We start from the raw sequence: 13552 nt of genomic DNA, 5'->3' as shown, positions 1-13552 counted from the left end.
ACACTGGCAATGCCTTTTGCAAATCCGTAGATATAAACCTGCCGTTCGACTTTTATCAGTTGGGTAAGACTGTGAAAGAACGACGGATCATGTTCGCGCTTTTTGCGGACTTGAACTCACCACCGCTAACTCAGGCCGGTTTTTTAACAGGTCGAATGTTAGAAAGGAGTTGATATGAAAAAAGTGATGGCAGTTGCCCTGTTGACGATGTTGAGCAACTGGGCTGCCGCCGCTGAAGCACCGTTGACAGCGGTAACCAATGTAGGTGGCAACGTGGCGGCTTCTCAAGCGCCCGCAGCCAGTACTGCAATGGTTGCCAGTGCTGTAGCGGCGTCTAACAGCGGTGGCAGTGCCAACGGCGGTACCACCGGTACGACGGGTACCACCGGTACAACCGGCACGCATAACTAACAGGAAGTTCTGTTAGTGCAGTACAGGGTCGCCCGACGCAAGTCGGGTGACTTTGTTTTTGGATTCGCCCTTGAATAGCGTAGTGCCATTATGACTCGTAGTGTTTATCTTTTAATGTTGGCAAGTCTCGCTTTGCAAGGTTGCATGTTTTCCCCCGGTCAATACCTCAGCACCAGTGACATCACCCGCCAGGGTGCCAGCGAAAGCAGCCGGGTCGAGCTGATTCCGATCACGCCGAAGCTGATTGCCATGAACCGCGCCACGCAAAAGCGTGAGTCGCTGCCGCCGGAGCTGCTGGCGACGCCGGCCGAATACCGCATCGGCAACAACGATGTTCTGTACATCACCGTGTGGGATCACCCTGAGCTGACGGCCCCGTCCGGCGCGCAACAACAGATCGATGCCAACGGCCGTCTGGTGCGCTCCGATGGCACGCTCTATTACCCGTTCATCAAGGAAGTCCAGGCCACTGGCCGGACCATCCAGCAACTGCGCTCGGACATTGAACAACGGCTGTCGGCATTCATCGCCGAGCCGCAGGTAGATGTCGCGGTGTTGCGTTTCGCCAGCCAGAAGGTCGTGGTCACCGGCGCGGTGGCCAAGGCCGGCCCGCAAGCGATTTCCACCAATCCGCTGAGCGTGGTCGAAGCCCTCGGCTCGGCCGGCATCGACACCAACAACGCTGATCTGTCCGGGTTGTTGCTGACGCGCAAGGGGCGTACTTATCCGCTCAATCTCGACTCGCTCAATCAGGCGGATTCCGAGTTGCAGAACGTTTACCTCAAGGGCGGCGATCAGCTGTATCTGCCGTACAACGACAACAAGCGCATCTACGTGATGGGCGAGGTCAACCAGCCGCGTGCGCTGAGTTTCAAGACCGCGACGATGAACCTCACCGACGTGCTCGGTTCGGTTGGCGGCCTGGCCCAGACCACCTCCAATGGCAACGCGGTCTATGTCATTCGTGGCGTGGAAAACCTTGATGTCGAACCGGCCAAGATCTACCAGCTGGAAGCCGAATCGCCGACCGCCATGGCGCTCGCTTCGCACTTCGAAGTTCGCCCGCAGGACGTGGTGTATGTCGGGCCTGCCAACGTGACTCGCTGGAACCGTCTGATCAGCCAGTTGGTGCCGTCGGCATCGATTGTCGGCACCGGCGCTTCCGCTGCGAAGAACTGGAGCGAATACAGCAACAACAACGCCAAATAAGGTCCGACTTTGAACATTTTGAAAGTTGGCCTGTGCCTGATGGCGGCCTCGTTGCTGTGCGGCTGTAACCCGCTGATGAGCGCTTCGTTAAATAACCTCAAGGCCGCAGTCGTCGGCCCGGATGAGGTCGATGTGTCGGTGGCCGAAGTGGCGGGGGTCAACTATCCGCAAATGAAACTGACCACGCCTTCCGGCTCCGGGGTGCTGGCGCTGGTGCGCGAGCGTGAAGACCTGCAGTTCTGGGTCGCCTCGGGCAAACAGGTTCTGCTGCTGCGCAATGGCCTTGCCGTGCGCTCCATTGGCCTGGGTCTGGAAGGCGATCTCGATGGCACGCGGCTGGCCGACGACTCGCCGTTCAAACAGGGCCTGCATCACGTTGCCGACGGGTTCACCACGCGGCGCTGGATCGACCTCTACAAAGGTCAGGAAGTCGGGGTGATCGTCAACAGCCGCTTCTCCCGCCGCTCGGAACAGACCCTGAAGATTCTCGAAAAGGAATACACCGTGCTGCGTGTCGATGAACACATTGACGCCCCGGCCATTGGCCTGAGCGCGACCAATCGTTACTGGGTCGACCCGCGCGACGGGTTCATTTTGCAGAGCGAGCAGCAACTGACGTCGCAGTTGCGCGTCAAGGTTGTGCAACTGACCCCTGATCGCAGGCACCTGCCGTGATGCGCCTGAAAATGTTGTCGGCGAGCTTGATGCTGGTCGCGAGCGTGAGTCAGGCGGCTGTCACGGTGTCGGGCGATGTCGCCAATCCCGGGCCGGTCGCGTTGCCACCGGGTGGGCGCTTGCTCGATGTGATCAGCGAAGCCGTGCCGAATGCCGAAGGCTATTGGCTGGCGGGCGGGTTGCTGCGGCAGTCGCTGATTGAGGCGCAGACACGGCTCAAGGTCGGTGTGTTGTTTGATCTGGATGTGCTGCAACGCATGTCGATGCTGTTCGACCGGCCGAGTCGGGCGGCACTGGCGCAGCGCATTGCCGAAGAAGTGCGGCAGATGCCGGTAACGGGGCGGCAGATCGCCGATCTTGATCCGGTTGCATTAGAAGTCGGCTTCGCGCGCAACATTCGCCTCGATGACGGTGATCGTCTGATCTACCCGAAACGCGTCGACGAAGTGCAAGTGCTCGGTGCCGTCGCCGAGCCGTGCCACTTGCCGTATCAGCCGTTGCAGGAGGCCCGTGAATACCTGCAAGGCTGTTCGATCCTGAGCGATGCCGAAGCCGATTACCTGTGGCTGATCCAGCCCAACGGCGTCTCGCGGCGTGTCGGCATCGCCCACTGGAATCGTGAGTCCGGGCAGTTTCCGGTGGCCGGCAGCAAGATTCTGGTGCCGGTGAAAAATGATGATCTTGATCCGCCTCTTCCTGAACTGAATCAGCAGTTGGCCGAATTCATTGCCACGCAGCTGGCCGAGGTGGTTCGTTGAAGTTACGTTTTGCAGCTGTGTTGTTATTGCCCTGCGGTCTGGCTCATGCCGAACCGCGCATTACCCAGAATGATTTCGGTGGCACCGGGCTGTTGCAGACGCCGACGGCGCGCATGGCCCCGGCCGGCGAGTTGAGCGTCAACGCCAACCGCACCGAACCGTACAGCCGCTATAGCGTTTCGCTGCAGCCGCTGGACTGGCTCGAAGGCTCGTTTCGCTACACCGCGATCACCAACCGGCCATACGGCTCGGAGGCCCTCAGCGGTAGTCAAAGCTATAAGGACAAGGCGGTCGACGTCAAAGTCCGGCTGTGGCAGGAGAGTCACTGGCTACCCGATGTGGCGCTGGGCTTCCGAGATATCGGTGGTACCGGTTTGTTCTCCAGCGAATTTTTCGTCGCCAACAAACGCTACGACAACTTCGATTTCAGTGCCGGGATTGCCTGGGGTTACCTCGGTAATCGCGGCGACATGGACAACCCGTTGGGCTACGTCAGCGATCGCTTCGATACCCGTCCGGCCCTGGAAGGCACCGGTGACGTCAACTCCGGCTCGTACTTTCGTGGCCGGCCGTCGTTCTTCGGTGGCGTGAGCTATCAGACGCCTTGGGATCGTCTCAGCCTGAAACTCGAATACGAAGGCAACGATTACAAAAACGAACCGAAGGACAACGAGATCAAACAGGACTCGCCGATCAACCTTGGCGCGGTATTCAAGGTGACCGATTCGGTCGATGTCAGCGCGGCGTGGGAGCGCGGTAATACGGCGATGTTCGGCGTGACCTTTCACACCAATTTCGTCAGCCGCAAGGCTCCGGCGAAGACTTACGATCCGACCCCGGAACCGCTGCCGGCGAAAGCGCCGAACACGGCGATGGATCAGGTCAACTGGGCCAACGTCTCGCAGCGTTTGCAGCAGAATGCCGGCTACAAGGTCGAGCGCATCACCCAGCGTGATTCCGAGCTGATCGTGTATGGCGAGCAGCAGCGTTACTTCCATTCGTCCAAGGCTGTCGGGCGGGCGAGCCGGATTCTCGACAACAGCGTCAACGACGACATCGACTGGTTCACCGTGGTCAACAAGCGCTACGACTTGCCGCTGGAAGAAACCAGCGTGCCGCGTCAGACCTTCCGCGAAGTGATCAACAACGAAGAGCCACTAGAGTCGCTGCACCGCACCACCGAGATCAACCCGGCGATGCCACACAACGAGAAGACCCTCTACACCGAGGCACCGCAGCATTTCAGCTATGGCGTGGGTTTGGGCTTCAAGCAGAACGTTGGTGGTCCGGATGGCTTGCTCTATCAATTGAGTGCCGATGCCGACGCTGAATACCGCTTCAACCGCAACACCTGGTGGAGCGGGTTGCTCAGTGCCAACCTGGCCAACAACTTCGACAAGTTCACCTACGACGCGCCGAGCGGTTTGCCGCGTGTGCGCACGGATTTGCGTCAGTACCTGACCACGTCTAACACGACCATGCCGTTGTTTCAGGTGAGTCATGCCGAGCAGTTGGATAAAGACTGGTATGGCATGGTCTATGGCGGTTATCTGGAGTCGATGTTTGCCGGTGTCGGCGGTGAGGTGTTGTTCCGCCCGACCGGTGAGCGCTGGTCGGTGGGCGCGGATCTGAACTGGGTGCGGCAGCGCGATTTCGATCAGGGTTTTGCCCTGCGTGATTACTCGGTGGTGACCGGGCATGTCACGGCGTATACCGATTTGCCGTTCGATACGCTGGCGGCGGTGAGCGTCGGGCGTTATCTGGCCGGGGACTGGGGCGGTACGCTGGACATCTCGCGCGAGTTTTTCAATGGCGTGCGCTTTGGTGCGTGGGCGACGATCACCACGGCGGGCAGTGCCGAGTATGGCGAAGGTAGTTTCGACAAAGGCATCTACCTGTCGATCCCGTTCGACGAAATGATGAGCATGTCGACCATGCGCCGCGCCAACCTGGTCTGGGCGCCGCTGACCCGTGACGGTGGTGCGCGACTCAGCCGCAGTTATCAACTGCACTCGATGACCGATAGCCGGGAAGGGGACATGTTTTATCGCAATTTCGAGAAGATCACAGAGTAAGCGCAGATTTCCGAAGCACCTCTGAAACCTGTGGGAGCGAGCTTGCTCGCGAAGACGTCAGCACATCCAGCATCAATGTTGCCTGACCCACCGCTTTCGCGAGCAAGCTCGCTCCCACATTGGTTATTTGTCACGCCACAAATCCCAAGCCAACCACAAACCCCCTGTGGGAGCGAGCTTGCTCGCGAAGACGTCAGCACATCCAACATCAATGTTGCCTGGCCCACCGCTTTCGCGAGCAGGCTCGCTCCCACATTGGCTATCTGTCTCACCCAAAATCCCGATGCCATCCCAGATCCCTGTGGGAGCGAGCCTGCTCGCGAAGACGTCAGCACATCCAACATCAATGTTGCCTGACCCACCGCTTTCGCGAGCAAGCTCGCTCCCACATTGGATTTTCATCACGCCACAAATCCCAAGCCAACCACAAATGCCCTGTAGGAGTGAGCCTGCTCGCGATAGCGTTCGTTCAGTCGACATCCCCGTTGCCTGACCCACCGCCATCGCGAGCAAGCTCACTCCCACATTGGCTATTTGTCACACCACAAATCCCCTGTGGGAGCGAGCTTGCTCGCGAAGGCGTCAGCACAGTCGACATCCCCGTTGCCTGACCCACCGCCATCGCGAGCAAGCTCACTCCCACATTGGCTATTTGTCACACCACAAATCCCAAGCCAACCACAAGCCCCCTGTGGGAGCGAGCTTGCTCGCGAAGGCGTCAGCACATCCAACATCAATGTTGCCTGACCCTCCGCTTTCGCGAGCAGGCTCGCTCCCACAGGTTTTTGCATCCCTCCACAATCCACTCTCGCTCCCAAATCCCACGCACAAAAAAAGGGGACTTTCGTCCCCTTGCGGTAATTAGCTTCGAACCTCAGTAAATATCCTTCGACAGCAACGTAAACGGTGTCTTCACCAGGATCTTCAGATCCAGCCACAACGACCAGCTGTTGATGTACTGCAGGTCAATCTCGACACGCTTCTGCATCTTGTCGATGGTGTCCGTCTCACCCCGGCAGCCGCTGATCTGGGCCAGCCCGGTGATCCCCGGTTTAATCCGGTGACGCGCCATGTACGCGAGGATTTTCCCCGAGTAGTAGTTGTTGTGCGCGACAGCATGCGGGCGTGGGCCGACCAGGGCCATATGCCCCTGCAACACGTTGAACAGTTGCGGCAGTTCATCCAGCGAAGTGCGGCGAATAAAGCGGCCGACTGCGGTAATGCGCGAATCATTACGGCTGGCCTGCTTCACGTCACGGTCATCGTGAACACGCATCGAGCGGAACTTCCAGACCTTGATCACCTTGCCGTTCCAGCCATGGCGGTCCTGTTTGAAAAACACCGGGCCTGGCGAGTTGATCTTCACCGCCAGCGCAATGATCAGCAGGATCGGGCTCAGCGCAATAATCGCCAGAAACGCCACGGTTTTTTCTACCAGACTCTTGCTCAAAGCAGCGGTAGGGCGACTGGTCAGCGGGCTTTCGTTCAAGTAGATCGCCGGCAGGCCGTCCACAACCTTCACCGAGTGATTGAGCAGGGTCAGACTGTTCAAGTCCGGCACCCACACCACGTCGACGTTGGCACCCAGCAAGTCACCATAAATCGCTTCGATTTTCGCTGCTTCACACAACGGCAGGGTGATGTACAAACGACGAATGTCATGCGCTTCGATCAGCTCCAGCAACTGTTCCTGATCACCCACTACACGCGGTGCATCCGAACCCAGTGCAGACACATCACCATTGCTGACCAAACCTACCAGCGGCAGGTTTTCCAGTTGGCTGAGCTTCTTCGCCAGACCCAACGCCAGTTCGCCGGTGCCGACGATCAGCGTCTTGTGTTCGCTTTTACGCGACCGTTGGTAGTACTTGGAAAACGCATGCAGCGGCGCGTAGAGAAACGCCTGACCGAGGAAGCCATACACCGCCCAGCTCAGAATCACCTGCCGCGAAAACAGCTCATCGGCCTGGCAGACAAAAGCGATGCACGCCAGCGCCGCCATGGTCATCGACCAACCCATGAACAGGCGACCGAGACCGGTCAGGTAGTTGTCACGCTTGCGATAAACACCGCTAAACGTATACGCCGGCACCGACGCCAGTACCGCCAGGGTTGCACACATCCGGTAGTAGAACGCGACCGTCCCGGTGTGCTGCTCGGCGAGTATGAACAGCAGCGTCACCACAAAGCCTTGTGCCAGCGCCCATTGGCCCCAAAAGGTCAGTCCCTTGAGGCCTGTGCTTCGATTGATACTTAAAGAAAGATCCATACGGTATCCCCAAAAGACGTCCATTCAGGTTTCAACAGTTGAAAACCGAGTTGTTATCCAGACTTATTGTTTTTGTTTTAACGAGTGTCCTGAGGTAACAACATCGATATGCCGAACTGTCGTCAGTCAATAGACTAAGTTATTGGCTGGAATGGTGTCTGACGAGTTCTAACAAGATGGCACAGTGCCAACTTTTTAATAATTAAATAAAAGGGTGTTAGAAAAGGTCGTAGAGCGAGGGGTGAATAAAGTGTGTTGTATTTGTTACTGTTGGAGGGTGGAGGCAGGGAATATTTACTTCAGGGAGGAAGATCAAGCCAAACAGAGTGCTCTTGTTGTTTTTGTAATCGCACTTTTTCTGTTTGTTCTGTTCGTGGAGGTCTTGCGGGTTACGCGACGACTTCCTGAATCAGGCAATAACCGCGGTTTCTGACAGCACGAAACAGTCGCTCACCATTACTGGCGCTTTTGAATTTGTCTTGCAGGCGACTCAAGCACATTTCCAGGCCGCGATATTGTTCCGGTTCTCGACCGATGCTGAGAATCAGCTCGTCACGACTGACAACACGCTCTTCATGGCTGAGCATTTTTCTGACCAGTGCTGTTTCCAGGCCAGTCAGGCTGATTTCGACATCTTCTTTGACCAGTGCACCCTGAGCCGGGTCGAGATGCCAGGTTTCATTGCCGGGCATATCGCCTTCAACGGCAGGTGGCATGTTGCGGGATTCCCCGGTAATGACCGGGACATTCTGGAAAGGATTAGCCGATTGCGCGGCGCGCCATTCGGACTCGAGCGTGGCCACTATTCGCTGAGTATCGTGTTCGATACTGCGCGGGATATTTTTTCGACTGATGCCTGGATATGTGAACTCCATCACCATTGGAGCGGAAGAGGGCGAATCAACCCCTTCAAACGAATTGAAACGTTCACTGGACAGCATGCTCTCCAGTTCGCGTTGCGACGTTGTACTGTGAGTCACGACAACAAAATATTTCCTTGGGAGGGTTGTACTAGTTTCCATGTCTCTCTCCTGAATACATACCAAAATTGGCTAAAAGATAAATCGGCAGGCGAGCAATGACTTCCTCGGAAGTAATCGATAGGCAGGGTCTGGGCCCAAGATTGGCCCTCGATAAATTCCACTCGATCTGCTGCTATGTTATGGAGTTTTATTGTTATGGGGCGTGTTGTCGCGCTCATTCAATTGCTTGATTTCAAACAGGCGTGAAGCAGAACGGAAGCTATATGGTTGCATTAGACGATCCTTCGTACGTATGCAAATGGGATGGCTGCCCGAGAGTCAGACAGTCGATATCAGACCCCGCAGCAGGCGATAGCCATAGCCGCGAATGCTCTGAATCGCGTTTGTACCATACATGTCCTTGATTTTTCCACGCAAGCGACTGATTGACTTCTCCAGCGCTCGAGGGTCGTAGAAATTGGTGTTGAGGCCCATGATGCTGGCGATTTCATCATGGCTCAGAATGTGATTACTGGTTTGCGCGAAGGCTTCGAGGATCTTCATTTCGGCAAACGAGATATCGAGTTTCTTGCTGGTGCCCATCAGGCAGATACGCGTCGGATCAAGCGTCAGATCGATATCGCGTTGCCATTCTTCGCTGTTGAAGAACTCGCCCAGCAACTCGGCGCCATCGTCGGAAAGGGTATTGAGCTTGATACAAACATCCGCGCCAGCCAGATAATATTTGATCTTGTTGAAGGCGCCGCGACCGGTGATGACCGCGCAAATGATCGGTTTCAAGTTGTCGCTGCGCAGGTTCTCGACCAGGGCAAGATTGTCTTCGAGCGCCTGAGGGCTGTCGATAACCAGGAAGATCGCTCGATACGAACCAGACTGTTCATTCAACTGATATGAACTAGTGTACGCGCTGGCGTCGAGCGCCATATCGGTACGTATATGCTGGGCGACTAGCGCTTTGAAATGTTCAGCCACGCCACGGGTACGACCCAGAGTAAGAACACCAGGTTCGTCGTTTGTCGGGCGCGGGCTTCTAGTCGCTAAGTTCGCTGAGAGCATCATGCATTGACTCGAATTAAGTGCTGACATCGGGATGTTAAAGCACCGGTTCTCATCTGTGACTGACAATTGGTAACATTCACGCGATTTTTAGACGTGGCTCGCGAGTTTTCTAACAATAATTAAGCTTTTCAAGCTTTTAGTTGATTTTCTCGGAGGGGTGAACTACTGCTTAGATGGTGGCGATATGCAATGGTGCCACTATTTTGAGCTTATTGCGATAGCCTTATCCGTGTCCAATTGCCACTGTCTGGCCATCCTTGAATAATGTGATATTGATCACACTTTGTTGTCAGAGCAACTTTTTTCTGCAAAAAGGCCTAAATATTTTCTGCGTAGTTCGTCGGCCGACGATTACTAACATGGCTTGAGTGTGTCTTTTAATAAGACGTAATCTTTGTGGCTGATGAACTTTTGCGTTTATGTATGTCAATGGTCTCACTGCAGATACTCAACCCCTGAGTGTTATTACCCGGTCGCTCGCCACGAGCGCTCTGACGGAGGATTAATGGATTTCTGGACCCTTTTCCAGGTGTTGATATTAGGTGCGGTAGAAGGCCTGACCGAGTTCCTGCCGATCTCGAGTACCGGCCACCAGATCATCGTCGCCGACTTGCTGGAATTCGGCGGCGAACGCGCCATGGCCTTCAACATCATTATTCAACTGGGTGCCATTCTTGCCGTCGTCTGGGAGTTTCGACCGAAGATCTTCGACATCATCAAAGGCCTGCCCACCGAACGTAATGCACAACGCTTCACCCTCAACTTGCTAATCGCCTTTCTGCCCGCCGTGGTCTTGGGCGTGTTGTTCGCCGACGCGATCCACGAATACCTGTTTAACCCGATCACCGTCGCCGTGGCACTGGTCGTCGGCGGCATCATCATGTTGTGGGCCGAACAGCGCAGCCATGTGATCAGCGTCGAACACGTCGACGACATGCGCTGGTCTCACGCACTTAAAGTCGGTTTCGTACAATGCCTGGCGATGATTCCGGGCACCTCGCGCTCCGGCTCGACCATCATCGGCGGTCTGCTCTTCGGCCTGTCACGCAAAGCCGCCACCGAGTTCTCGTTCTTCCTCGCTATGCCCACCATGGTCGGCGCCGCCGTGTACTCCGGCTACAAATACCGCGACCTGTTCCAGCCCAACGACCTGCCAGTCTTCGCCCTCGGCTTCGTCACTGCATTCATCTTCGCGATGATCGCCGTGCGCGGCTTGCTCAAGTTTATCGCCAACCACAGCTACGCCGCGTTCGCCTGGTACCGGATCGCGTTTGGTTTGTTGATTCTGGCAACGTGGCTGTTTGGTTGGGTGAACTGGACAGCAGCGGCGGCCGCCTGATCACTGAGCGCTGATCAACGCCGCCACGGCGAGATCGTTTAACGCCGAATCCGACGACTCCTGGCGATAGCGCTGCAAGGCCGAGGTGAAATACGCGGCCTGCAGCATGCCGTCGCTGGCCAGATAGAGTCGCGCGTCTTCTTGCTCCTCGGCGGAGTAAACACGCTTGTGACTGTCGGTCGTTTCCTGGCTAGCCGAAAAAGGTGCGAGAAATAAAGACACCAAGGTGAGCCCGGAAATCTGCGTGACCTCCCACGGCGTATCGGTACGGCCCATGCAAAAGCCATCGCAGTGTGCATAAACGTCGGAAGTGAAGCTGAACAAGGCGAGGAGGGTGAAGCGCTTGAAAGCAGAAAAAGTAAACGCGGGCATAAACAAAAGACATCCTGTCAGTACAACAAAACAGCGGGCAACGCTCATGCGTCGCCCGCACACTCAAACCATCAATCAACGACCTTCAAGCAACTCAGCCGCCTGATCCAGCAACGCCAGCGGATCCTTGGCCTTGTGAATATCCACCGACAACAACTGACGGAATTTCCGCGCCCCCGGAAACCCCGTGCCCAACCCCAGCACATGCCGCGTGATGTGATGCATCGCCCCACCGGCCAGCAAATGTTCAGCTATATAAGGACGCAACTGCGCCAACGCCTCAGCCCGACTGATCACCGGCGCCGAACTGCCGAACAACTGCTGATCCACCTCCGCCAGCAAATACGGATTGTGATAAGCCTCACGCCCCAACATCACACCGTCGAACGTCTGCAAATGCTCATGGCAAGCCTCCATCGTCTTGATCCCGCCATTCAGCACAATCTCCAACGCCGGAAAATCCGCCTTCAACTGCGCCGCCACGTCATAGCGCAAAGGCGGAATGTCACGATTCTCCTTCGGCGACAACCCCTCCAGAATCGCAATACGCGCATGCACGGTAAAACTGGTGCACCCGGCATCGCGGACGGTGCCGACGAAATCGCACAGCTCCGCGTAACTGTCCCGACCGTTGATGCCGATGCGGTGCTTCACCGTTACTGGAATCGACACGGCGTCTTGCATTGCCTTCACGCAATCCGCTACCAGTTGCGGGTGACCCATCAGGCACGCGCCGATCATGTTGTTCTGCACACGATCGCTTGGGCAGCCGACGTTTAGATTTACCTCGTCGTAGCCGTGCTCTTGGGCCATGCGGGCGCAGGCGGCCAGATCCAACGGAACGCTACCGCCTAATTGCAACGCGAGAGGGTGCTCGGCTTCGTTGTGACGGAGGAAGCGCTCGTGATCGCCGTTGAGCAGCGCGCCGGTGGTGACCATTTCGGTGTAGAGCAGGGCGTTCTTCGACAGGAGGCGTAGGAAGAAACGGCAATGGCGGTCAGTCCAATCCATCATCGGGGCCACACTGAAGCGGCGAGACGGCTCGGAACGGGGATGGCTAATGTTTACGGGCGCTTCGGGTTTTTCGAAATTCATTGATACTGATCTTTTATACAGCGGTTTTTACCCATTTTTCCTTGTTTTCTGAAGTCGGTTGCTACAATGTAGCAAGCGAATTCGGCAATGTAGCAACTGGAAATGGGCACGATCACATCACGCAAGCGCAAGGACAACTCGACGGCCTACACGGCGCAGATACGGATCAATCGGGACGGGCGCACAGTTTATCAGGAAAGCCAAACCTTCGACCGAAAGCAGGTCGCGCAGGCTTGGATCAAACGACGTGAGACGGAGCTGGCTGAGCCGGGTGCGATTGAGCGTGCAAACCGTAAGGGTGTGACGATCAGGAAGATGATCGAGCAGTACCTAGACGAGTACGAGAAGATCCGGCCACTGGGCAAGACCAAGAATGCGACGTTGAAGGCGATCAAGGATACCTGGTTGGGCGACCTCGACGACTCGGCTCTGACCAGTCAGAAGCTTGTGGAATTCGCACAGTGGCGGATGAGTAAAGAGGGTGGCGGTGTTCAGGCGCAGACAGTCGGTAATGATCTCTCCCACCTGGGCGCGGTTCTGTCCGTGGCGCGACCTGCATGGGGCTACGAGGTAGATCCGCTGGCCATGCCCGACGCGCGCAAGGTGTTACGAAAGCTAGGTATGGTGAGCAAGAGCAAGGAGCGCAACCGTCGGCCGACGCTCGATGAGTTGGACAGGTTGATGAAGCACTTTTTCGAAATGCAGGTTCGTCGACCTGAGTCGATCAACATGCCGAAGATGATTGCGTTTGCTCTCTTCTCGACGCGCCGGCAGGAGGAGATCACTCGGATTCGCTGGGATGATCTCGACGAGTCTCGGCAGGCCGTCCTGGTGCGTGATATGAAGAACCCCGGACAGAAGATCGGCAACGACGTGTGGTGCCATCTGCCCGATGAGGCCTGGGCGATCCTGCAGAGCATGCCCAGGACTGAGCGGGAGATCTTTCCCTACAATTCGAAGTCGGTGTCGGCTTCATTCACGCGGGCTTGCCCAATACTCGGCATCGAGGACCTGCATTTTCATGACCTGCGGCATGAAGGTGTAAGCCGTCTGTTCGAGATGGACTGGGACATTCCAAGGGTTTCAAGTGTCTCAGGACATCGAGATTGGAACTCTTTAAGACGATATACCCATTTGAGGGGAAGAGGAGACATGCACCTCATGTCCAACTGGTTCAGAGAATTTTCGAAAAGGCGGGGTTGAGGCTGCGTTTCTAGGCTCGCTGTCATCCGAAAATCAAATACCCCTCAATGAGATCTGATTGATCGTTTCGGCACAAGTGCCTATAGTTGACATCTTCAAAAAGG

Annotated in this window: 12 protein-coding genes; 7 read left to right on the top strand and 5 right to left on the bottom strand. The window is 56.3% G+C overall.

The genetic code is table 11. The features are described from left to right. The first annotated feature begins 174 nt into the window (after positions 1-174). The 5 genes from AB4O11_RS27895 to AB4O11_RS27875 all read left to right on the top strand — a co-directional run bounded on the left by AB4O11_RS27895 (position 175) and on the right by AB4O11_RS27875 (position 5128). On the top strand, positions 175-411 hold the full coding sequence (locus tag AB4O11_RS27895) for a hypothetical protein (RefSeq protein WP_007910552.1): 237 nt from the start codon (positions 175-177) through the stop codon (positions 409-411). 90 nt (positions 412-501) lie between these two features. After that, entirely contained in the window at positions 502-1620 is a 1119-nt protein-coding gene (locus AB4O11_RS27890; protein ID WP_175559610.1) for a polysaccharide biosynthesis/export family protein, read from the top strand. A 9-nt stretch (positions 1621-1629) separates the two neighbouring features. After that, positions 1630-2295, top strand: coding sequence for a YjbF family lipoprotein (locus AB4O11_RS27885; protein ID WP_414926301.1), 666 nt, complete (start codon positions 1630-1632; stop codon positions 2293-2295). Further along, a complete protein-coding gene (locus tag AB4O11_RS27880) occupies positions 2295-3053 on the top strand; it encodes a capsule biosynthesis GfcC family protein (protein WP_034156403.1) in 759 nt (252 codons plus the stop codon). The genes AB4O11_RS27885 and AB4O11_RS27880 overlap by 1 nt, the downstream gene beginning before the upstream one ends. After that, entirely contained in the window at positions 3050-5128 is a 2079-nt protein-coding gene (locus AB4O11_RS27875) for a YjbH domain-containing protein (protein ID WP_116256603.1), read from the top strand. Before AB4O11_RS27880 ends, AB4O11_RS27875 begins: the two co-directional genes overlap by 4 nt. An 874-nt stretch (positions 5129-6002) precedes the next feature. Here AB4O11_RS27875 and AB4O11_RS27870 read toward each other — a convergent pair. The 3 genes from AB4O11_RS27870 to AB4O11_RS27860 all read right to left on the bottom strand — a co-directional run bounded on the left by AB4O11_RS27870 (position 6003) and on the right by AB4O11_RS27860 (position 9439). Continuing rightward, complete coding sequence (locus tag AB4O11_RS27870) at positions 6003-7397, bottom strand: undecaprenyl-phosphate glucose phosphotransferase (protein WP_007950006.1); 1395 nt, start codon at positions 7395-7397, stop codon at positions 6003-6005. 389 nt (positions 7398-7786) lie between these two features. Beyond that, a complete protein-coding gene (locus AB4O11_RS27865; RefSeq protein WP_093433774.1) occupies positions 7787-8419 on the bottom strand; it encodes a winged helix-turn-helix domain-containing protein in 633 nt (210 codons plus the stop codon). 279 nt (positions 8420-8698) lie between these two features. Continuing rightward, complete coding sequence (locus AB4O11_RS27860) at positions 8699-9439, bottom strand: winged helix-turn-helix domain-containing protein (protein WP_460129574.1); 741 nt, start codon at positions 9437-9439, stop codon at positions 8699-8701. Between the two features lie 505 nt (positions 9440-9944). Between AB4O11_RS27860 and AB4O11_RS27855 the strand changes: the two genes are divergently transcribed. Then, entirely contained in the window at positions 9945-10778 is an 834-nt protein-coding gene (locus AB4O11_RS27855; RefSeq protein WP_099756770.1) for an undecaprenyl-diphosphate phosphatase, read from the top strand. Here the strand turns inward: AB4O11_RS27855 and AB4O11_RS27850 are convergent, their stop codons facing one another. Together AB4O11_RS27850 and dusA are read right to left on the bottom strand one after the other, a co-directional pair. Then, positions 10779-11198, bottom strand: a complete 420-nt coding sequence (locus AB4O11_RS27850; protein WP_460129571.1) for a DUF2388 domain-containing protein — start codon at positions 11196-11198, stop codon at positions 10779-10781. Positions 11199-11225: 27 nt separating this feature from the next. Next, positions 11226-12245 (bottom strand): tRNA dihydrouridine(20/20a) synthase DusA, encoded by a 1020-nt coding sequence (dusA, locus tag AB4O11_RS27845; protein WP_460129570.1) that lies wholly within the window; start codon positions 12243-12245, stop codon positions 11226-11228. 102 nt (positions 12246-12347) lie between these two features. On the opposite strand from dusA, the gene AB4O11_RS27840 reads away from it, so the two are divergent. Further along, the gene (locus tag AB4O11_RS27840) at positions 12348-13448 is read left to right on the top strand and encodes a site-specific integrase (protein WP_460129568.1); all 1101 of its coding nucleotides are present in this window, start codon (positions 12348-12350) and stop codon (positions 13446-13448) included. Positions 13449-13552 lie beyond the last annotated feature (104 nt).

The sequence above is a fragment of the Pseudomonas sp. H1_D05 genome (assembly GCF_054682705.1).
Note: the sequence above shows the minus strand (reverse complement) of the source record. Positions and strands in the feature narration are given on the sequence as shown.